Source organism: Pseudomonas sp. KB-10, from assembly GCF_018221585.1.
GTDB classification, from domain to species: domain Bacteria; phylum Pseudomonadota; class Gammaproteobacteria; order Pseudomonadales; family Pseudomonadaceae; genus Aquipseudomonas; species Aquipseudomonas yangonensis.
The window spans coordinates 327,133-344,887 of record NZ_QYYB01000007.1; the positions used below are offsets into that span (position 1 = coordinate 327,133).

General features: G+C 57.9%; 31 protein-coding genes. All 31 read right to left on the reverse strand.

The genetic code is table 11. From position 1 onward, the window contains the following. The 31 genes from DXK50_RS19875 to rpsL all read right to left on the reverse strand — a co-directional run bounded on the left by DXK50_RS19875 (nucleotide 1) and on the right by rpsL (nucleotide 17,751). A complete protein-coding gene (locus DXK50_RS19875; RefSeq protein ID WP_003243938.1) occupies nucleotides 1-1,002 on the reverse strand; it encodes a DNA-directed RNA polymerase subunit alpha in 1,002 nt (333 codons plus the stop codon). A gap of 22 nt (nucleotides 1,003-1,024) precedes the next feature. Next, nucleotides 1,025-1,645, reverse strand: a complete 621-nt coding sequence (rpsD, locus tag DXK50_RS19880; protein ID WP_013717339.1) for a 30S ribosomal protein S4 — start codon at nucleotides 1,643-1,645, stop codon at nucleotides 1,025-1,027. A gap of 17 nt (nucleotides 1,646-1,662) precedes the next feature. Next, entirely contained in the window at nucleotides 1,663-2,052 is a 390-nt protein-coding gene (gene rpsK / locus DXK50_RS19885; RefSeq protein WP_003243933.1) for a 30S ribosomal protein S11, read from the reverse strand. A 30-nt stretch (nucleotides 2,053-2,082) separates the two neighbouring features. Next, on the reverse strand, nucleotides 2,083-2,439 hold the full coding sequence (gene rpsM, locus DXK50_RS19890) for a 30S ribosomal protein S13 (RefSeq protein ID WP_012019780.1): 357 nt from the start codon (nucleotides 2,437-2,439) through the stop codon (nucleotides 2,083-2,085). A 133-nt stretch (nucleotides 2,440-2,572) separates the two neighbouring features. Next, complete coding sequence (gene rpmJ, locus DXK50_RS19895) at nucleotides 2,573-2,689, reverse strand: 50S ribosomal protein L36 (RefSeq protein WP_002555468.1); 117 nt, start codon at nucleotides 2,687-2,689, stop codon at nucleotides 2,573-2,575. Between the two features lie 28 nt (nucleotides 2,690-2,717). After that, nucleotides 2,718-4,046 (reverse strand): preprotein translocase subunit SecY, encoded by a 1,329-nt coding sequence (gene secY / locus DXK50_RS19900; RefSeq protein ID WP_031303184.1) that lies wholly within the window; start codon nucleotides 4,044-4,046, stop codon nucleotides 2,718-2,720. Further along, entirely contained in the window at nucleotides 4,047-4,478 is a 432-nt protein-coding gene (gene rplO / locus DXK50_RS19905) for a 50S ribosomal protein L15 (protein WP_013717341.1), read from the reverse strand. 2 nt (nucleotides 4,479-4,480) lie between these two features. Further along, nucleotides 4,481-4,660 (reverse strand): 50S ribosomal protein L30, encoded by a 180-nt coding sequence (gene rpmD, locus DXK50_RS19910; protein WP_003243922.1) that lies wholly within the window; start codon nucleotides 4,658-4,660, stop codon nucleotides 4,481-4,483. A 2-nt stretch (nucleotides 4,661-4,662) separates the two neighbouring features. Further along, nucleotides 4,663-5,163, reverse strand: a complete 501-nt coding sequence (rpsE, locus tag DXK50_RS19915) for a 30S ribosomal protein S5 (protein WP_013717342.1) — start codon at nucleotides 5,161-5,163, stop codon at nucleotides 4,663-4,665. 3 nt (nucleotides 5,164-5,166) lie between these two features. Then, on the reverse strand, nucleotides 5,167-5,517 hold the full coding sequence (gene rplR / locus DXK50_RS19920) for a 50S ribosomal protein L18 (protein WP_017675612.1): 351 nt from the start codon (nucleotides 5,515-5,517) through the stop codon (nucleotides 5,167-5,169). Nucleotides 5,518-5,528: 11 nt separating this feature from the next. Next, nucleotides 5,529-6,062 carry a 50S ribosomal protein L6 gene (gene rplF / locus DXK50_RS19925; RefSeq protein ID WP_003463285.1) on the reverse strand — a complete coding sequence of 178 codons (534 nt, stop codon included), beginning with the start codon at nucleotides 6,060-6,062 and terminating at the stop codon, nucleotides 5,529-5,531. 13 nt (nucleotides 6,063-6,075) lie between these two features. Further along, nucleotides 6,076-6,468: a 30S ribosomal protein S8 gene (gene rpsH, locus DXK50_RS19930; RefSeq protein ID WP_003243915.1), complete on the reverse strand. Its 393-nt coding sequence runs from the start codon at nucleotides 6,466-6,468 to the stop codon at nucleotides 6,076-6,078. A gap of 194 nt (nucleotides 6,469-6,662) precedes the next feature. Further along, entirely contained in the window at nucleotides 6,663-6,968 is a 306-nt protein-coding gene (gene rpsN / locus DXK50_RS19935; RefSeq protein ID WP_003243912.1) for a 30S ribosomal protein S14, read from the reverse strand. 15 nt (nucleotides 6,969-6,983) lie between these two features. Then, nucleotides 6,984-7,523, reverse strand: coding sequence for a 50S ribosomal protein L5 (gene rplE / locus DXK50_RS19940; protein ID WP_003243911.1), 540 nt, complete (start codon nucleotides 7,521-7,523; stop codon nucleotides 6,984-6,986). Between the two features lie 19 nt (nucleotides 7,524-7,542). After that, nucleotides 7,543-7,857: a 50S ribosomal protein L24 gene (rplX, locus tag DXK50_RS19945; protein WP_003463290.1), complete on the reverse strand. Its 315-nt coding sequence runs from the start codon at nucleotides 7,855-7,857 to the stop codon at nucleotides 7,543-7,545. Nucleotides 7,858-7,868: 11 nt separating this feature from the next. After that, a complete protein-coding gene (rplN, locus tag DXK50_RS19950; RefSeq protein WP_003243907.1) occupies nucleotides 7,869-8,237 on the reverse strand; it encodes a 50S ribosomal protein L14 in 369 nt (122 codons plus the stop codon). 23 nt (nucleotides 8,238-8,260) lie between these two features. Beyond that, nucleotides 8,261-8,527 carry a 30S ribosomal protein S17 gene (gene rpsQ, locus DXK50_RS19955; RefSeq protein ID WP_003243904.1) on the reverse strand — a complete coding sequence of 89 codons (267 nt, stop codon included), beginning with the start codon at nucleotides 8,525-8,527 and terminating at the stop codon, nucleotides 8,261-8,263. A 2-nt stretch (nucleotides 8,528-8,529) separates the two neighbouring features. Then, nucleotides 8,530-8,721 (reverse strand): 50S ribosomal protein L29, encoded by a 192-nt coding sequence (gene rpmC, locus DXK50_RS19960; RefSeq protein WP_003243902.1) that lies wholly within the window; start codon nucleotides 8,719-8,721, stop codon nucleotides 8,530-8,532. Then, on the reverse strand, nucleotides 8,721-9,134 hold the full coding sequence (gene rplP, locus DXK50_RS19965; protein WP_003243901.1) for a 50S ribosomal protein L16: 414 nt from the start codon (nucleotides 9,132-9,134) through the stop codon (nucleotides 8,721-8,723). Before rplP ends, rpmC begins: the two co-directional genes overlap by 1 nt. Before the next feature lie 12 nt (nucleotides 9,135-9,146). Beyond that, a complete protein-coding gene (gene rpsC, locus DXK50_RS19970; protein WP_003243898.1) occupies nucleotides 9,147-9,833 on the reverse strand; it encodes a 30S ribosomal protein S3 in 687 nt (228 codons plus the stop codon). Between the two features lie 13 nt (nucleotides 9,834-9,846). Continuing rightward, on the reverse strand, nucleotides 9,847-10,179 hold the full coding sequence (gene rplV / locus DXK50_RS19975; protein WP_003103908.1) for a 50S ribosomal protein L22: 333 nt from the start codon (nucleotides 10,177-10,179) through the stop codon (nucleotides 9,847-9,849). A gap of 11 nt (nucleotides 10,180-10,190) precedes the next feature. Then, nucleotides 10,191-10,466: a 30S ribosomal protein S19 gene (rpsS, locus tag DXK50_RS19980; protein ID WP_003243896.1), complete on the reverse strand. Its 276-nt coding sequence runs from the start codon at nucleotides 10,464-10,466 to the stop codon at nucleotides 10,191-10,193. A gap of 16 nt (nucleotides 10,467-10,482) precedes the next feature. Next, the gene (gene rplB, locus DXK50_RS19985; RefSeq protein ID WP_003243893.1) at nucleotides 10,483-11,307 is read right to left on the reverse strand and encodes a 50S ribosomal protein L2; all 825 of its coding nucleotides are present in this window, start codon (nucleotides 11,305-11,307) and stop codon (nucleotides 10,483-10,485) included. A 14-nt stretch (nucleotides 11,308-11,321) separates the two neighbouring features. Continuing rightward, nucleotides 11,322-11,621 (reverse strand): 50S ribosomal protein L23, encoded by a 300-nt coding sequence (gene rplW, locus DXK50_RS19990; RefSeq protein WP_003243891.1) that lies wholly within the window; start codon nucleotides 11,619-11,621, stop codon nucleotides 11,322-11,324. Next, on the reverse strand, nucleotides 11,618-12,220 hold the full coding sequence (gene rplD / locus DXK50_RS19995) for a 50S ribosomal protein L4 (RefSeq protein WP_003243889.1): 603 nt from the start codon (nucleotides 12,218-12,220) through the stop codon (nucleotides 11,618-11,620). Before rplD ends, rplW begins: the two co-directional genes overlap by 4 nt. Nucleotides 12,221-12,234: 14 nt before the next feature. Further along, the gene (rplC, locus tag DXK50_RS20000) at nucleotides 12,235-12,864 is read right to left on the reverse strand and encodes a 50S ribosomal protein L3 (RefSeq protein WP_013717347.1); all 630 of its coding nucleotides are present in this window, start codon (nucleotides 12,862-12,864) and stop codon (nucleotides 12,235-12,237) included. Nucleotides 12,865-12,947: 83 nt separating this feature from the next. Beyond that, entirely contained in the window at nucleotides 12,948-13,259 is a 312-nt protein-coding gene (gene rpsJ, locus DXK50_RS20005) for a 30S ribosomal protein S10 (protein ID WP_003243886.1), read from the reverse strand. Nucleotides 13,260-13,414: 155 nt separating this feature from the next. Continuing rightward, complete coding sequence (gene tuf / locus DXK50_RS20010; protein WP_036994748.1) at nucleotides 13,415-14,608, reverse strand: elongation factor Tu; 1,194 nt, start codon at nucleotides 14,606-14,608, stop codon at nucleotides 13,415-13,417. 30 nt (nucleotides 14,609-14,638) lie between these two features. Beyond that, entirely contained in the window at nucleotides 14,639-16,774 is a 2,136-nt protein-coding gene (gene fusA, locus DXK50_RS20015; RefSeq protein ID WP_115290650.1) for an elongation factor G, read from the reverse strand. Between the two features lie 30 nt (nucleotides 16,775-16,804). Further along, on the reverse strand, nucleotides 16,805-17,275 hold the full coding sequence (gene rpsG / locus DXK50_RS20020) for a 30S ribosomal protein S7 (RefSeq protein WP_003246741.1): 471 nt from the start codon (nucleotides 17,273-17,275) through the stop codon (nucleotides 16,805-16,807). Between the two features lie 104 nt (nucleotides 17,276-17,379). Then, entirely contained in the window at nucleotides 17,380-17,751 is a 372-nt protein-coding gene (gene rpsL, locus DXK50_RS20025; RefSeq protein ID WP_004373429.1) for a 30S ribosomal protein S12, read from the reverse strand. Nucleotides 17,752-17,755: the final 4 nt, after the last annotated feature.

Below are 17,755 nucleotides of genomic sequence, written 5' to 3' on the forward strand. Positions count from 1 at the left end.
TCAGGCAGTGGCCTTATCGTCTTTCTTCAGACTTGCCGGCGGCCAGTTGTCGAGGCGCATACCGAGGGACAGACCGCGAGAAGCCAGAACATCCTTGATTTCGGTCAGGGATTTCTTGCCCAGGTTCGGGGTTTTGAGCAGCTCTACTTCGGTGCGCTGAATCAGATCGCCGATGTAGTAGATGTTCTCTGCCTTGAGGCAGTTGGCCGAACGTACGGTCAGTTCCAGATCATCGACAGGACGCAGCAGGATCGGATCGATCTCGTCTTCCTGCTCGACCACTACCGGCTCGCTGTCACCCTTGAGGTCGACGAACGCGGCCAGCTGCTGCTGCAGGATGGTCGCGGCACGACGGATGGCCTCTTCAGGATCCAGGGTACCGTTGGTTTCCAGGTCGATAACCAGTTTGTCCAGGTTGGTGCGCTGCTCGACACGGGCGTTTTCCACCACGTAAGCAACCCGACGCACAGGGCTGAACGAAGCATCCAGCTGCAAGCGACCAATGCTGCGGCTTTCATCTTCGTCGCTCTGACGAGCGTCAGCCGGCTCATAGCCGCGACCACGAGCTACGGTGAGCTTCATGTTCAGCGAGCCATTGGCCGCCAGGTTGGCGATGACGTGGTCGCCATTGACGATTTCGACATCGTGATCCAGCTGAATATCGGCAGCGGTAACTACGCCCGGGCCCTTCTTAGCCAGAGTCAGGGTCACTTCGTCACGGCCGTGCAGCTTGATAGCCAGACCTTTCAGGTTGAGCAGGATCTCGATCACATCTTCCTGCACACCTTCGATCGCGGAGTACTCGTGGAGTACGCCGTCGATCTCGGCCTCGACTACTGCACAGCCAGGCATGGAGGACAACAGGATGCGACGCAGCGCGTTGCCCAGGGTATGGCCGAAACCACGCTCGAGAGGCTCGAGGGTGATCTTGGCGCGGGTCGGACTGACCTCCTGCACATCGATGTGACGGGGGGTCAGGAACTCATTTACCGAAATCTGCATGGATGCACCTATTTTCTAGCCCTTACTTGGAGTAGAGCTCGACAATCAGGCTCTCGTTGATGTCAGCGGACAGATCGCTACGAGCCGGAACGTTCTTGAACACACCGGACTTCTTCTCAGCGTCTACTTCTACCCACTCAACACGGCCGCGCTGGGCGCAGAGCTCGAGAGCCTGAGCGATGCGCAGCTGGTTCTTCGATTTCTCGCGAACAGCAACGACGTCGCCAGCTTTAACCTGGTAGGACGGTACGTTTACGGTCTGACCGTTGACGCTGATTGCTTTGTGCGAAACCAGCTGACGGGATTCGGCGCGGGTAGCACCATAGCCCATACGGTAAACCACGTTATCCAGACGGCACTCCAGCAGTTGCAGCAGGTTTTCGCCGGTGGCGCCCTTCTGGCTGGCAGCTTGCTTGTAGTAACCGCTGAACTGACGCTCCAGAACGCCGTAGATACGACGGACTTTCTGCTTTTCACGCAGCTGGGTGCCGTAGTCGGACTGACGACCGCGGCGCTGACCGTGAATACCGGGAGCTGCTTCGATGTTGCACTTAGATTCAAGCGCGCGAACACCGCTCTTCAGGAAGAGATCGGTGCCTTCACGGCGAGACAGTTTGCACTTGGGACCAATGTAACGAGCCATTTCTCACTGTCTCCTGTTTACACGCGACGCTTCTTCGGCGGACGGCACCCGTTGTGCGGGATCGGCGTCACGTCGGTGATGCTGGCGATTTTGTAGCCGCAGGCGTTCAGAGCACGCACAGCGGATTCGCGACCTGGACCCGGGCCCTTGACGTTGACGTCGAGGTTCTTCAGGCCATATTCCAGAGCAGCCTGACCAGCGCGCTCGGCGGCGATCTGAGCAGCGAACGGAGTGGACTTACGCGACCCGCGGAAACCCGAACCACCGGAGGTAGCCCAGGACAGAGCGTTGCCCTGACGGTCGGTAATGGTCACGATGGTGTTGTTGAAAGACGCGTGGATATGGGCGATGCCATCAACCACCGTCTTTTTGACTTTCTTACGAGTACGAGCAGCAGGTTTTGCCATGACTAAATTCCTGTCGATTCGCGAATGCGATTACTTGCGGATCGGCTTACGCGGGCCCTTACGGGTGCGAGCGTTGGTCTTGGTGCGCTGACCGCGAACCGGCAGACCTTTACGATGACGCAGGCCGCGGTAGCAACCCAGATCCATCAAGCGCTTGATCTTCATATTCACTTCACGACGCAGGTCGCCTTCGGTATTCACCTTGGCTACTTCGCCACGCAGCTGTTCGATCTGCTCGTCAGTCAGATCCTTGATTTTCGCAGCCGGGTTTACACCGGTAGCGGCACAGATTTTCTGTGCAGTGGTGCGACCAACACCATAGATGTAGGTCAGCGAGATAACAGTGTGCTTGTTATCCGGAATGTTAACGCCTGCAATACGGGCCATTCAGTGGAACTCCAATTGACAGCTACCTACGCCCCGGAAGCCAAGAAATAGGGCGCGAGATATTAACGCTGTAAAAACAAATAATCAACCCGGCAGCGCACTAGCTGCCGGGCTTATCACGCGTGGTTCACACTCAGCCTTGGCGCTGCTTGTGACGCGGCTCTGCGCTGCAGATCACCCGCACGACACCTTCGCGACGGATAATTTTGCAGTTACGGCACAGCTTTTTCACCGATGCACGAACTTTCATTACCAACTCCTCGAACCTTACGGGTGGATCAGCGGAGCATGCCGCTGCCATAGCCCTTCAGGTTGGCTTTCTTCATCAGGGAATCGTACTGGTGAGACACGAGGTGCGATTGCACTTGGGACATGAAGTCCATCACAACCACGACCACGATCAGCAACGAGGTCCCGCCAAGGTAGAACGGAACGTTGGCCGCAACCACCAGGAACTGGGGCAGCAGGCACACGGCCGTCATGTACAGAGCACCGAACATGGTCAAGCGGGTCAGAACGCCATCGATATAGCGCGCCGACTGCTCGCCCGGACGGATGCCCGGAATAAAGGCACCGGACTTCTTCAGGTTTTCCGCTACGTCTTTCGGGTTGAACATCAGCGCTGTATAGAAGAAGCAGAAGAAAATGATCCCTGCACTAAACAGCAGAATGTTCAACGGCTGACCAGGAGCGATAGCCTGCGAAATGTCCTGCAGCCAGCCCAAACCCTCGGACTGACCGAACCAGGCACCCAGCGAGGCCGGGAACAGCAGAAGGCTGCTGGCGAAAATGGCCGGGATTACGCCCGCCATGTTCACCTTCAACGGCAGGTGGCTGGTCTGCGCAGCGAAGACCTTGCGGCCCTGCTGACGCTTGGCGTAGTGCACCGCAATGCGGCGCTGACCACGCTCGATGAACACCACGAAACCGATGATCGCTACTGCCAGCAGGCCGATGGCAATCAGAGCGAAGATATTGATATCGCCCTGACGAGCAGACTCGAAAGACTGCCCGATCGCCGACGGCAGACCGGCCACGATGCCTGCAAAGATCAGCATCGAGATACCGTTGCCGACACCGCGCTCGGTGATCTGCTCGCCCAGCCACATCATGAACATCGCGCCCGCCACGAAAGTGGTGACCGCCACGAAATGGAAGCCGAAATCGACCGAGAACGCCACGCCCTGGCTAGCCAGGCCAACGGACATGCCGATGGCCTGCACGAATGCCAGGACGAGAGTGCCGTAGCGGGTGTACTGGCTGATCTTGCGACGGCCAGCTTCACCTTCCTTCTTCAACTGTTCCAGCTGCGGGCTGACGGCGGTCATCAGCTGCATGATGATCGATGCCGAGATGTACGGCATGATCCCCAGTGCAAAGATGCTCATCCGCTCCAGCGCGCCGCCGGAAAACATGTTGAACAAGCTAAGAATGGTCCCCTCATTCTGCCGGAACAGATCCGCCAGTCGGTCTGGGTTGATGCCAGGAACCGGGATGTGCGCACCTATCCGGTAGACGATGATCGCCATGAACAGGAAGCGCAGACGAGCCCAGAGTTCGGACAACCCGCCACCTGCCAGCGCTGAGAGAGCACCTTGCTTAGCCATTTAGTCCTCGAACTTACCGCCAGCTGCTTCGATAGCCGCACGCGCACCTTTGGTGGCAGCGATACCTTTCAGGGTAACCGCACGGGTAACCTCACCGGACAGCATGACTTTTACGCGCTGTACGTGTTGGCCAACCAGATTGGCATCCTTCAGAGCCTGCAGAGTTACAACACCTTCTACCTTGTTCAGCTCGGAAGTACGCACTTCGGCGCGATCCATAGCCTTCAGGGAGACGAAGCCGAACTTCGGCAGACGACGGTGCAGCGGCTGCTGACCACCCTCGAAGCCCGGAGCGATGGAACCACCGGAGCGGGAGGTTTGACCCTTGTGACCACGGCCACCGGTCTTGCCCAGACCGCTACCGATGCCACGGCCCGGACGGTGCTTCTCGCGACGGGCACCCGGCGCGGAACGCAGATCGTTCAGTTGCATGATTAACCCTCCACCTTCAGCAGGTAGTAAGCCTTGTTGATCATGCCGCGGTTTTCCGGAGTATCCAGAACCTCTACGGTGTGACCGATGCGACGCAGGCCCAGGCCCTTGACGCAAGCTTTGTGATTGGCCAGGCGGCCATTGGTGCTCTTGATCAGAGTCACTTTGACGGTGTTAGCCATGGTTAGAGAATCTCCTCGACGCTCTTGCCACGCTTGGCCGCAACGGATTCCGGAGACTGCATGGTCTTCAGACCGTTGAAAGTGGCATGAACCACGTTCACCGGATTGGTCGAGCCGTAGCACTTGGCCAGAACGTTCTGTACACCAGCCACTTCCAGTACGGCACGCATGGCGCCGCCGGCGATGATACCGGTACCTTCCGAAGCCGGCTGCATGTACACCTTGGAGGCGCCATGAGCGGACTTGATCGGGTACTGCAGAGTGGTGCCGTTCAGATCCACCTGGATCATGTTGCGACGCGCAGCTTCCATCGCCTTCTGAATGGCAGCCGGAACTTCACGGGACTTGCCACGGCCGAAACCGACGCGACCCTTGCCATCACCCACCACGGTCAGCGCGGTGAAGGTGAAGATACGGCCACCCTTTACGGTCTTGGCAACGCGGTTAACCTGAACCAGCTTCTCGATGTAGCCTTCGTCGCGCTTTTGGTCGTTATTTGCCATAACTTAGAACTCCAGCCCGCCTTCACGAGCAGCATCAGCCAGCGCCTTGACGCGGCCGTGGTACTTGAAGCCAGAACGGTCGAATGCCACCTGGGTCACACCAGCGGCTTTCGCACGCTCAGCAACCAGCGCACCAACCTTCTTGGCCGCGTCGACGTTGCCGGTGGCGCCATCACGCAGTGCTTTGTCCAAGGTAGAGGCGCTGGCCAGAACCTTGCTGCCGTCGGCCGAGATGACCTGGGCGTAGATGTGCTGCGAAGAGCGATACACGCACAGACGCACGGCTTCGAGCTCGTGCATTTTCAGGCGTGCTTTGCGAGCGCGACGCAGACGAGTAACTTTTTTGTCGGTCATTTCTCAGCCCCTTACTTCTTCTTGGCTTCTTTACGACGGACAACTTCATCCGCGTAACGAACGCCTTTGCCCTTGTAAGGCTCAGGACGACGGAAGTCACGGATTTCCGCAGCCACCTGACCCACCAGTTGCTTGTCGATACCCTTGATCAGGATCTCGGTCTGGTTCGGGGTTTCGGCCACGACGCCTGCCGGCAGTTCGTAGTCGATCGGGTGAGAGAAGCCCAGCGCGAGGTTCAGCACCTGGCCTTTGGCCTGGGCTTTGTAGCCTACGCCGACCAGTTGCAGCTTACGCTCGAAGCCTTGGCTGACACCGATGACCATGTTGTTAACCAGGGCGCGAGTAGTACCGGCCATGGCGCGGTTCTGCTGGTCGCCATTACGAGCGGCGAAACGCAGTTCGCTGCCTTCCTGGATAACTTCTACGGACGAATGAACGTTCAATTCCAGGGTGCCCTTGGCGCCCTTGACCGAGAGCTGCTGACCGGCGAGTTTGATCTCGACACCGGCAGGCAGCACAACGGGGTTCTTAGCAACGCGAGACATGCTTATCCCCCCCTTAGAACACGGTGCAGAGCACTTCGCCGCCGACACCGGCAGCGCGCGCAGCGCGATCCGTCATCACACCTTTGTTGGTGGAGACGATGGAAACACCGAGACCGCCGCGTACCTTCGGCAGGTCATCGACGGATTTGTATTGACGAAGGCCAGGACGGCTCACGCGCTTGACTTCCTCGATGACCGGACGGCCTTCGAAGTACTTCAGCTCGATGGACAGTTGTGGCTTGGCTTCACCATTGACTTCATAACCCGCAATGTAACCTTCGTCTTTCAGAACTTTGGCTACGGCTACCTTCAGAGTGGAAGAAGGCATGCTTACGACGGACTTTTCAGCCATCTGGGCATTACGGATACGAGTTAGCATGTCCGCTAACGGGTCCTGCATACTCATGGGCTAGACGCTCCTGATACAAAAAGAACAGCCCGAGGGCTGTGGGATCATCCAAAAGCTCGGCATGGAAATACCAGGCTCAGGAGAGCCGGACATTCTAGAGACCGATCAAAAATGAAGCAAGCCCCAAAAGGGGCTTGTTCAATAAAAGGCAAAGCCGGCACAAGGCCGGCTCTGCTTACAGCTATTGCTGCTTACCAGCTGGCTTTCACCAGGCCCGGTACGTCACCACGCATGGCGGCTTCGCGCAGCTTGTTACGCGACAGACCGAACTTGCGGTAAACGCCGTGCGGACGGCCGGTGATGCGGCAGCGGTTGCGCAGGCGCGAGGCGCTGGCGTCACGCGGCTGCTTCTGCAGGGCGACCTGAGCTTCCCAACGAGCTTCCGGAGTGGAGTTCGGGTTGGCGATGATCGCTTTCAGCTCGGCACGCTTCTTGGCGTACTTGGCAACCGTTTGCTGACGCTTCAGCTCGCGGTTCTTCATGCTTGTCTTGGCCATTGTCCAGGACTCCGATCAGTTGCGGAACGGGAAGTTGAAAGCACGCAGCAGAGCGCGGCCTTCATCATCGTTACGGGCAGTGGTAGTCAGGGTGATGTCCAGACCACGCAGCGCATCGATTTTGTCGTAATCGATTTCCGGGAAGATGATCTGCTCTTTCACGCCCATGCTGTAGTTGCCACGACCATCGAAGGACTTGGCATTCAGGCCGCGGAAGTCACGCACGCGCGGCAGGGAGATGGACAGCAGACGATCCAGGAACTCGTACATACGCTCGCGACGCAGAGTGACCTTGACGCCAATCGGCCAACCTTCACGAACCTTGAAACCTGCGATCGACTTGCGGGCATGAGTCACAACGACTTTCTGACCGGTGATCTTCTCGAGGTCGGCAACGGCGTTCTCGATGACTTTCTTGTCACCGATCGCTTCGCCCAGGCCCATGTTCAGGGTGATCTTGGTGATGCGCGGAACTTCCATCACGTTGGCCAGCTTCAGTTCTTCCTTCAGCTTGGGCGCGATTTCCTTCCGGTAAATCTCTTTCAGTCGTGCCATGGTATTTACCTACGGATTCTCAAGCGCCAACCGGCTTCTGGGTGGACTTGAAGACACGAATTTTCTTGCCGTCTTCGACTTTGAAGCCAACGCGGTCAGCCTTGTTGGTCTCAGAGTTGAAGATGGCAACGTTGGAAGCGTGCAGCGGCGCTTCTTTCTCGACGATACCGCCTTGAACGCCCGACATCGGGTTCGGCTTGGTATGACGCTTCACCAGGTTGATGCCACCGACGACCAGACGGTCGTCAGCGAGAACCTTGAGCACCTTACCGCGCTTACCTTTGTCTTTGCCGGCGATCACGATGATCTCGTCGTCACGACGAATCTTTTGCATGTCGGATCTCCTTAAAGCACTTCAGGGGCGAGCGAGACGATCTTCATGAACTTCTCGGAACGCAGTTCACGGGTCACTGGCCCGAAGATACGGGTACCGATCGGCTCTTGCTTGTTGTTCAGCAGAACAGCAGCGTTGCCGTCGAAGCGGATGATCGAACCGTCGGCACGGCGAACGCCGTGACGGGTACGAACAACCACTGCGGTCATGACCTGACCTTTCTTCACTTTGCCGCGCGGAATTGCTTCCTTGACGGTGACCTTGATGATGTCGCCGATGCCGGCGTAGCGACGATGCGAGCCGCCCAGCACCTTGATGCACATAACACGACGTGCACCGCTGTTGTCAGCCACATCGAGCATGGATTGAGTCTGAATCATAAAATTTCTCCGACCCTTAGCTCTTAGACTTCGACGGCGCGTTCAACGACTTCAACCAGCGCCCAGGACTTGGTCTTGGACTGCGGGCGGGTTTCGCGAATGGAAACCTTGTCGCCGATCTTGCACTGGTTGCTTTCGTCGTGAGCGTGCAGCTTGGTCGAACGCTTGACGTATTTACCGTAGATCGGGTGCTTGACGCGACGCTCGATCAGAACGGTGATGGTCTTGTCCATCTTGTCGCTGACAACACGGCCGGTCAGCGTACGGACTGTTTTTTCAACTTCGGCCATGATCACTTACCTGCCTGCTGGCTGAGGACAGTCTTGACGCGAGCGATGTCGCGCTTCACTTGCGAGAGCAGGTGAGACTGCCCCAGCTGGCCAGTTGCCTTCTGCATACGCAGATTGAACTGGTCGCGCAGCAGCTCGAGCAGTTGCTCGTTCAGCTGTTGTGCGCTTTTTTCACGAAGTTCGGTCGCTTTCATCACATCACCGTCCGCTTAACAAAGGTGGTGGCGAGCGGCAGCTTTGCAGCAGCCAGGGCGAATGCCTCGCGCGCCAGCTCTTCGGATACGCCTTCGATCTCGTACAGGACCTTGCCTGGCTGGATCTGGGCTACCCAGTATTCAACGCCACCCTTACCTTTACCCATACGCACTTCGAGAGGCTTCTTGGTAACCGGCTTGTCCGGGAAGACGCGGATCCAGATCTTGCCGCCACGCTTAACGTGACGGGTCAGAGCACGACGAGCGGACTCGATCTGACGAGCGGTGAGACGACCGCGGGCGACAGACTTCAGCGCGAACTCGCCGAAGCTGACCTTGCTACCGCGCTGAGCCAGACCACGGTTGTGGCCGGTCATCTGCTTGCGGAACTTCGTACGCTTTGGTTGCAACATGATGCGTACTCCTTATTTCTTAGCAGCTTTACGAGGAGCGGGCGCTTGCGGCTTCAGCTCTTCAGTGCGGCCACCAATGACCTCACCCTTGAAGATCCAAACCTTGACGCCGATCACACCGTAAGTGGTGTGCGCTTCGTAGGTGGCGTAATCGATATCGGCACGCAGGGTGTGCAGAGGCACACGACCTTCGCGATACCACTCGGTACGGGCAATTTCAGCGCCGCCAAGACGACCGCTCACCTGGATCTTGATGCCCTTGGCACCAATGCGCATGGCGTTCTGTACAGCGCGCTTCATGGCGCGACGGAACATAACGCGACGCTCCAGCTGCTGAGCTACGCTCTGCGCAACCAGCATACCGTCGAGCTCCGGCTTGCGGATCTCTTCGATGTTGATGTGCACCGGCACACCCATTTGCTTGGTCAGGTCCTGACGCAGCTTCTCAACATCTTCACCTTTCTTGCCGATCACGATGCCGGGACGAGCGGTGTGGATGGTGATGCGTGCGGTTTGAGCCGGACGAGCGATGTCGATACGGCTAACGGACGCGCTTTTTAGTTTGTCTTGCAGGTATGCACGAACCTTCAGGTCGGCGTTCAGGTAGTCGGCATAATTGCGACCATCTGCGTACCAGACCGAGGTGTGATCCTTGACGATTCCCAGGCGGATGCCAACGGGATGTACTTTCTGACCCATCTGATCGACTCCGTTACTTGTCCGCAACCTTGACAGTGATATGGCAAGACCGCTTGACGATGCGATCAGCACGGCCTTTGGCACGCGGCATGATGCGCTTAAGCGAACGCCCTTCGTTGACGAAAACGGTGCTGACCTTCAGGTCATCAACGTCTGCGCCTTCGTTGTGCTCGGCGTTGGCAACGGCCGACTCCAGCACTTTCTTCATGATCTCGGCGGCTTTCTTGCTGCTGAAAGCCAGCAGGTTGAGCGCTTCGCCCACCTTCTTCCCGCGGATCTGGTCGGCGACCAGGCGAGCTTTCTGGGCGGAGATGCGAGCGCCCGACAACTTAGCGGCTACTTCCATTTCCAAACCCCTTAACGCTTGCCTTTCTTGTCGGCAACGTGACCACGATAGGTACGGGTGCCGGCAAATTCGCCCAGTTTGTGGCCGACCATGTCTTCGTTCACGAGGACCGGGACATGCTGACGACCGTTATGCACAGCGATGGTCAGACCGACCATCTGCGGCAGGATCATGGAGCGACGCGACCAGGTTTTAACCGGCTTGCGATCGTTCTTTTCCACCGCCGCTTCGACCTTCTTCAGTAGGTGAAGATCGATAAAAGGACCTTTTTTCAGAGAACGTGGCACTGTCGTATCCCTCTATTTACTTGCGACGACGGACGATCATGTTGTCGGTGCGCTTGTTAGCACGGGTCTTCGCGCCCTTGGTCGGGAAGCCCCACGGCGACACCGGATGACGACCACCGGAGGTACGACCTTCACCACCACCGTGCGGGTGATCAACCGGGTTCATGGCAACACCACGAACGGTCGGACGAACGCCACGCCAGCGCTTGGCACCAGCCTTACCCAGCGAACGCAGGCTGTGCTCGGAGTTCGAGACTTCGCCCAGGGTCGCACGGCACTCAGCCAGGACTTTGCGCATTTCGCCGGAGCGCAGACGCAGAGTCACATAAGCACCTTCACGCGCGATCAGCTGAGCGGAAGCACCAGCGGAACGAGCGATCTGCGCGCCTTTGCCCGGCTTCAGCTCGATACCGTGAACGGTCGAACCCACCGGAATGTTGCGCAGCTGCAGGCTGTTGCCCGGCTTGATCGGCGCCATGTTGCCGGCTACCAGCTGATCGCCAGCTACAACGCCTTTCGGGGCGATGATGTAGCGACGCTCACCGTCGGCATACTTCAGCAGAGCGATGTGAGCAGTACGGTTCGGATCGTATTCCACGCGCTCGACGGTGGCAGGGATGCCATCCTTGTCGTTGCGACGGAAGTCGACCAGACGGTAATGCTGCTTGTGGCCACCACCGATATGACGGGTGGTGATACGGCCGTTGTTGTTACGACCACCGGACTTCGACTTCTTCTCGAGCAGCGGAGCGTACGGAGCGCCTTTGTGCAGCTCCTGATTGACCACCTTGACCACAAAACGGCGGCCAGCGGAAGTCGGTTTGCATTTAACGATTGCCATGATGCACCCCTTCCTTACTCAGCACTGCTGGTGAAATCGAGATCTTGGCCCGGCTGAAGGGAGATAACTGCCTTCTTCCAGTCGTTACGCTTGCCCAGACCGCGAGCGGTGCGCTTGCTCTTGCCCAGAACGTTCTGGGTAGTCACGCGCTCAACCTTCACGTTGAACAGGCTTTCGACGGCCTTCTTGATTTCCAGCTTGGTCGCATCGGTAGCGACTTTGAAAACGAACTGACCTTGCTTGTCAGCCAGAACCGTGGCCTTCTCGGAGATGTGCGGGCCAAGCAGCACTTTGAATACGCGTTCCTGGTTCATCCCAGCAGCTCCTCGAATTTCTTCACGGCCGAAACAGTGACCAGCACTTTTTCGTACGCGATCAGGCTGACCGGATCGGAACCCTGGACGTCACGTACGTCGACGTGCGGCAGGTTGCGGGCAGCCAGGTACAGGTTCTGATCGACCGCATCGGATACGATCAGCACATCGTTCAGACCCAGGCCGTTCAGCTTGCTCAGCAGAGCCTTGGTTTTCGGAGCTTCGACAGCGAAGTCTTCAACCACTACCAGACGGTCGGTACGAACCAGCTCAGCAAGGATGGAGCGCAGAGCAGCGCGGTACATCTTCTTGTTCAGCTTTTGGTCGTGGTTACGGGTGGACGCTGCGAAGGTCACACCACCGCCACGCCAGATCGGACCACGAGTGGTACCAGCACGAGCACGACCGGTGCCCTTCTGACGCCACGGGCGCTTGCCGCCACCGGAAACGTCGGAACGGGACTTCTGGCCTTTGGTGCCCTGACGGCCGCCAGCCATGTAGGCTACGACTGCTTGGTGAACCAGGGTCTCGTTGAACTCGCCACCGAAGGTCGCATCGGACACTTCGATCGCCTGAGCGCCATTTACATTCAATTGCATCTCAGATTCTCCCCTTACGCCTTGACAGCCGGACGAACGATAACGTCGCCGCCAGTAGCGCCCGGAACGGCACCCTTGACCAGCAGCAGGTTACGCTCGGCGTCTACGCGAACGACTTCCAGGGACTGTACGGTCACGCGCTCAGCGCCCATATGACCGGACATCTTTTTGCCCTTGAATACACGACCCGGGGTCTGGCACTGGCCGATGGAACCCGGTACACGGTGAGAAACGGAGTTACCGTGAGTGTTGTCCTGGCCGCGGAAGTTCCAACGCTTGATGGTACCGGCGAAGCCTTTACCTTTGGACTGACCGGTGACATCCACCAGTTGACCAGCTTGGAAAATTTCAGCGTTGATCAGATCGCCGGCCTGGTAGTCGCCTTCTTCAAGACGGAATTCCAGAACGGTACGACCTGCCGCGACGTTCGCCTTGGCGAAGTGACCGGCCTGAGCCTTGCTGACGCGCGAGGCGCGACGCTCGCCGACAGTGACCTGCACTGCACGGTAGCCATCGGACTCCTCGTTTTTGAACTGGGTGACGCGATTCGGCTCGATCTCAATGACCGTGACCGGAATGGAGACACCTTCTTCGGTGAAAATGCGGGTCATGCCGCACTTACGACCGACTACACCAATAGTCATGTTGTAAACCTCATGAGTGTACGGGGCTTTCACCCGCTATGGCCGCCCATTTCAGAGCGTTACACGACTAAAACCGCCAGGTTTTAGCCGAGGCTGATCTGCACTTCCACGCCTGCCGCAAGGTCGAGCTTCATCAGCGCGTCAACGGTTTTATCCGTCGGCTGGACGATGTCCAGAACACGCTTATGAGTGCGGATTTCGTACTGATCACGCGCGTCCTTGTTGACGTGCGGAGAGATCAGAACGGTGTACCGCTCCTTACGAGTAGGCAGAGGAATCGGACCACGCACCTGAGCACCAGTACGTTTCGCGGTTTCCACGATTTCCTGGGTAGATTGATCGATCAGGCGATGGTCAAAAGCCTTCAACCGAATACGGATTTGTTGGTTTTGCATTTTGACCTCAGATTCCAAGCTGCTAATCCCCACAGACGGACTACGCCCGCTCGAGGGAGGCGCAATTGTACGGATGCCCCCTGGGGGTGTCAACTTTTAACCAGTTCAAAAGAAAAGGGCCCCGAAGGGCCCTTTTCTCTCAAGCGGATCGTCGATTACTCGATGATCTTGGCAACCACGCCGGCGCCAACGGTACGACCACCTTCGCGAATTGCGAAGCGCAGGCCGTCTTCCATGGCGATCGGCTTGATCAGGGTGACAACCATCTTGATGTTGTCGCCCGGCATTACCATCTCAACGCCTTCCGGCAGTTCGCACGAACCGGTCACGTCAGTGGTACGGAAGTAGAACTGCGGACGGTAGCCCTTGAAGAACGGGGTGTGACGACCACCTTCTTCCTTGGACAGAACGTACACTTCAGCTTCGAACTTGGTGTGCGGCTTGATGGTGCCCGGCTTGGCCAGAACCTGACCACGCTCGACTTCATCACGCTTGGTGCCGCGCAGCAGCACGCCGCAGTTCTCACCAGCACGACCTTCGTCCAGCAGCTTGCGGAACATCTCAACGCCGGTGCAGGTGGTCTTGGTGGTCGGACGCAGACCAACGATTTCGATTTCTTCCTGGATCTTGACGATACCGCGCTCTACACGACCGGTCACAACAGTACCGCGGCCGGAGATCGAGAACACGTCTTCGATCGGCATCAGGAACGGACGATCGATGGCACGAACCGGCTCAGGAATGTAGCTATCCAGAGTCTCAACCAGCTTCTTCACAGCGGAAGTGCCCAGCTCGTTGGTGTCTTCGCCGTTCAGCGCCATCAGCGCGGAGCCGATGATGATCGGAGTGTCGTCACCCGGGAAATCGTAGGTGCTCAGCAGGTCGCGAACTTCCATCTCGACCAGCTCCAGCAGCTCGGCGTCGTCAACCATGTCAGCCTTGTTCAGGAAGACAACGATGTACGGAACGCCAACCTGACGGGACAGCAGGATGTGCTCACGGGTTTGCGGCATGGGGCCGTCGGCAGCCGAGCAGACCAGGATCGCGCCGTCCATCTGGGCAGCACCGGTGATCATGTTCTTCACGTAGTCGGCGTGGCCCGGGCAGTCAACGTGCGCGTAGTGACGAATGTTGGAATCGTACTCTACGTGCGCAGTGTTGATAGTGATACCACGAGCTTTCTCTTCCGGAGCGCTGTCGATCTTGTCGAAGTCAACCTTGGCCGAACCGAAAACTTCGGAGCAGACGCGGGTCAGAGCAGCGGTCAGAGTGGTCTTACCGTGGTCAACGTGACCGATGGTGCCGACGTTGACGTGCGGTTTGTTACGTTCGAATTTTTCCTTAGCCACGACAGTAAACCTCTTACTTAAAGGGCGGGATTAGCCTTGTTTTTTAACCAGTGCTTCGACGATGTTCGCCGGAGCCTCTGCGTACTTGGAGAATTCCATGGAGTAGCTGGCGCGACCCTGGGACATGGAACGAACGTCGGTAGCGTAACCAAACATCTCGCCCAGCGGAACTTCGGCACGGATTACCTTGCCGGAGACCGAATCTTCCATACCCTGGATCAGACCACGACGACGGTTCAGGTCACCCATCACGTCACCCATGTAGTCCTCAGGAGTTACCACTTCCACCTTCATGATCGGCTCGAGCACCTTGCCGCCACCCTTCTGGGCCAGCTGCTTGGTCGCCATGGAAGCAGCGATCTTGAACGCCATCTCGTTGGAGTCGACGTCGTGGTAGGAACCATCGAACACGGTAGCCTTCAGGCCGATCAGCGGATAGCCGGCAACGACGCCGTTCTTCATCTGCTCTTCGATACCCTTCTGGATCGCCGGGATGTATTCCTTCGGAACCACACCACCTACAACTTCGTTGGTGAACACAAGACCTTCGGTGATGTTGCCCTTGTCGTCCACGTCCGGAGTCGAGAAGCGAATCCAGCAGTGACCGAACTGACCGCGACCACCGGACTGACGAACGAACTTGCCTTCGATCTCGACGTTGTCCTTGGTGATGGTTTCACGGTAGGAAACCTGCGGCTTACCGATGTTGGCTTCTACGTTGAACTCGCGCTTCATGCGGTCAACGAGGATGTCCAGGTGCAGCTCACCCATACCGGAGATGATGGTCTGACCGGTCTCTTCGTCGGTCTTGACGCGGAACGACGGGTCTTCCTGAGCCAGCTTGCCCAGAGCGATACCCATCTTCTCCTGGTCAGCCTTGGTCTTCGGCTCTACAGCTACCGAGATGACCGGCTCCGGGAAGTCCATACGCTCGAGGATGATCGGCTTGTCCGGATCGCACAGGGTTTCACCAGTGGTGACGTCCTTCATGCCGATCAGAGCAGCGATGTCGCCAGCGCGTACTTCTTTGATCTCTTCACGCTGGTTGGCGTGCATCTGCACCATACGACCAACGCGCTCTTTCTTGCCTTTCACGGAGTTGATGACCGACTGGCCAGACTCCAGAACGCCCGAATAGACGCGAACGAAGGTCAGCGTGCCGACGAACGGGTCGGTTGCGATCTTGAACGCCAGAGCCGAGAACGGCTCGTTGTCGTCAGCGTGACGCTCGTCTTTCGGCGCTTCGTCGCCCTGCTCGATGTGATCCGGGTGGATACCCTGGATAGCAGGGATCTCGGTCGGAGCAGGCAGGAAGTCGATGACGGCATCGAGAACCAGGGGAACGCCCTTGTTCTTGAACGAGGAGCCACAGACAGCCGGAACGATCTCGCTAGCCAGGGTACGGGCGCGCAGACCAGCCTTGATATCTTCGACGGACAGGTCACCTTCTTCGAGGTACTTGTTCATCAGCTCTTCGCTGGCTTCGGCGGCAGCCTCGACCATGTTGGAGCGCCACTCGTTGGCCAGGTCGACCAGTTCCGCCGGAATCTCTTCCTCGCGGTAGGTGGTGCCCTTGTCGTCTTCGTTCCAGTAGATAGCCTTCATCTTGATCAGGTCGACCTGACCTTCGAAGTTATCTTCGGCACCGATGGCGATCTGAATCGGAACCGGGGTGTGACCCAGACGGTTCTTGATCTGACCGACGACGCGCAGGAAGTTGGCACCGGCACGGTCCATCTTGTTCACGTAGACGATACGCGGAACACCGTACTTGTTGGCCTGACGCCATACAGTTTCGGACTGCGGCTCAACGCCGGAAGTACCGCAGAACACAACGACAGCGCCGTCGAGTACGCGCAGCGAGCGCTCTACTTCGATGGTGAAGTCAACGTGACCGGGGGTATCGATGACGTTTACGCGGTACTTGTCGTACTGGCGACGCGAACCTTCCCAGAAGGTGGTGATCGCAGCAGAAGTAATGGTGATACCACGCTCCTGCTCCTGAACCATCCAGTCGGTGGTCGCGGCGCCGTCATGCACCTCGCCCATCTTGTGGCTCAGGCCTGTGTAGAACAGGATCCGCTCGGTAGTGGTGGTCTTGCCCGCGTCAACGTGGGCACAGATACCGATGTTACGGTAGCGGTTAATTGCTGTATTACGAGCCATAAAGCCCTCGCAAGGTTAGTGGAGCCGGGATTAGAAGCGGTAGTGCGAGAAAGCCTTGTTGGCTTCAGCCATACGGTGCACGTCTTCACGCTTCTTGACAGCAGCGCCTTTGCCTTCAGCAGCATCCAGCAGCTCACCAGCCAGACGCAGAGCCATGGACTTCTCACCGCGCTTGCGCGCGTAGTCCACCAGCCAGCGCATGGCCAGAGCGTTACGACGGGACGGACGAACTTCGACCGGAACCTGGTAGGTAGCACCGCCTACACGGCGGGACTTGACTTCGACCAGCGGAGCGATGGCGTCGAGAGCTTTCTCGAAGATCTCCAGGGGATCGCTGTTCTTGCGCGCTTTGACAGTGTCCAGAGCACCGTAAACGATGCGCTCGGCCACGGCCTTCTTGCCGCTTTCCATCACGTGGTTCATGAATTTGGCGAGGATCTGGCTTCCGTATTTCGGATCGTCCAGGATCTCACGCTTGGCTGCTACACGACGTCTTGGCATTGATAAGCCCTCAAACGGTCTTCAGGTTAGCTCGGGACCAACGACACATGCCGCGCCCGACCTTACTCTTATCGACTCAACTAAATAAAAAGGATCAAGCGGCCTTATTTCGGACGCTTGGTACCGTACTTGGAACGACCCTGCTTACGGTCTTTGACGCCGGAGGTATCCAGCGAACCACGCACGGTGTGGTAGCGCACACCCGGAAGGTCTTTTACACGACCGCCACGGATCAGCACGACGCTGTGCTCTTGCAGGTTGTGGCCTTCACCGCCGATGTACGAAGACACTTCGTAGCCGTTGGTCAGACGCACGCGGCACACTTTACGCAGTGCCGAGTTAGGTTTCTTCGGCGTGGTGGTGTACACGCGGGTGCACACGCCACGACGCTGCGGGCAGTTCTGCAGCGCAGGCACGTCGGATTTCTCGACGATACGCTTACGCGGCTGACGTACCAGCTGGTTGATAGTTGCCATCTAC

Bases quoted from the DNA above. Each gene is read 5' to 3' on its own strand.
- DXK50_RS19875 (WP_003243938.1), bottom strand. From the start codon at position 1,002: ATGCAGATTTCGGTAAATGAGTTCCTGACCCCCCGTCACATCGATGTG.
- rpsD (WP_013717339.1), bottom strand. From the start codon at position 1,645: ATGGCTCGTTACATTGGTCCCAAGTGCAAACTGTCTCGCCGTGAAGGC.
- rpsK (WP_003243933.1), bottom strand. From the start codon at position 2,052: ATGGCAAAACCTGCTGCTCGTACTCGTAAGAAAGTCAAAAAGACGGTG.
- rpsM (WP_012019780.1), bottom strand. From the start codon at position 2,439: ATGGCCCGTATTGCAGGCGTTAACATTCCGGATAACAAGCACACTGTT.
- rpmJ (WP_002555468.1), bottom strand. From the start codon at position 2,689: ATGAAAGTTCGTGCATCGGTGAAAAAGCTGTGCCGTAACTGCAAAATT.
- secY (WP_031303184.1), bottom strand. From the start codon at position 4,046: ATGGCTAAGCAAGGTGCTCTCTCAGCGCTGGCAGGTGGCGGGTTGTCC.
- rplO (WP_013717341.1), bottom strand. From the start codon at position 4,478: ATGCAACTGAACGATCTGCGTTCCGCGCCGGGTGCCCGTCGCGAGAAG.
- rpmD (WP_003243922.1), bottom strand. From the start codon at position 4,660: ATGGCTAACACCGTCAAAGTGACTCTGATCAAGAGCACCAATGGCCGC.
- rpsE (WP_013717342.1), bottom strand. From the start codon at position 5,163: ATGGCAAATAACGACCAAAAGCGCGACGAAGGCTACATCGAGAAGCTG.
- rplR (WP_017675612.1), bottom strand. From the start codon at position 5,517: ATGACCGACAAAAAAGTTACTCGTCTGCGTCGCGCTCGCAAAGCACGC.
- rplF (WP_003463285.1), bottom strand. From the start codon at position 6,062: ATGTCTCGCGTTGCTAAGAACCCCGTTGTGCTGCCTGCCGGTGTCGAG.
- rpsH (WP_003243915.1), bottom strand. From the start codon at position 6,468: ATGAGTATGCAGGACCCGTTAGCGGACATGCTAACTCGTATCCGTAAT.
- rpsN (WP_003243912.1), bottom strand. From the start codon at position 6,968: ATGGCCAAGACAAGCATGAAGAACCGCGAGCTGAAGCGTCAGCAAACG.
- rplE (WP_003243911.1), bottom strand. From the start codon at position 7,523: ATGGCACGACTGAAAGAGATTTACCGGAAGGAAATCGCGCCCAAGCTG.
- rplX (WP_003463290.1), bottom strand. From the start codon at position 7,857: ATGCAAAAGATTCGTCGTGACGACGAGATCATCGTGATCGCCGGCAAA.
- rplN (WP_003243907.1), bottom strand. From the start codon at position 8,237: ATGATTCAGACTCAATCCATGCTCGATGTGGCTGACAACAGCGGTGCA.
- rpsQ (WP_003243904.1), bottom strand. From the start codon at position 8,527: ATGGCCGAAGTTGAAAAAACAGTCCGTACGCTGACCGGCCGTGTTGTC.
- rpmC (WP_003243902.1), bottom strand. From the start codon at position 8,721: ATGAAAGCGACCGAACTTCGTGAAAAAAGCGCACAACAGCTGAACGAG.
- rplP (WP_003243901.1), bottom strand. From the start codon at position 9,134: ATGTTGCAACCAAAGCGTACGAAGTTCCGCAAGCAGATGACCGGCCAC.
- rpsC (WP_003243898.1), bottom strand. From the start codon at position 9,833: ATGGGTCAGAAAGTACATCCCGTTGGCATCCGCCTGGGAATCGTCAAG.
- rplV (WP_003103908.1), bottom strand. From the start codon at position 10,179: ATGGAAGTAGCCGCTAAGTTGTCGGGCGCTCGCATCTCCGCCCAGAAA.
- rplB (WP_003243893.1), bottom strand. From the start codon at position 11,307: ATGGCAATCGTTAAATGCAAACCGACTTCCGCTGGCCGCCGTTTTGTG.
- rplW (WP_003243891.1), bottom strand. From the start codon at position 11,621: ATGAACCAGGAACGCGTATTCAAAGTGCTGCTTGGCCCGCACATCTCC.
- rplD (WP_003243889.1), bottom strand. From the start codon at position 12,220: ATGCAATTGAATGTAAATGGCGCTCAGGCGATCGAAGTGTCCGATGCG.
- rplC (WP_013717347.1), bottom strand. From the start codon at position 12,864: ATGACTATTGGTGTAGTCGGTCGTAAGTGCGGCATGACCCGCATTTTC.
- rpsJ (WP_003243886.1), bottom strand. From the start codon at position 13,259: ATGCAAAACCAACAAATCCGTATTCGGTTGAAGGCTTTTGACCATCGC.
- fusA (WP_115290650.1), bottom strand. From the start codon at position 16,774: ATGGCTCGTAATACAGCAATTAACCGCTACCGTAACATCGGTATCTGT.
- rpsG (WP_003246741.1), bottom strand. From the start codon at position 17,275: ATGCCAAGACGTCGTGTAGCAGCCAAGCGTGAGATCCTGGACGATCCG.
- rpsL (WP_004373429.1), bottom strand. From the start codon at position 17,751: ATGGCAACTATCAACCAGCTGGTACGTCAGCCGCGTAAGCGTATCGTC.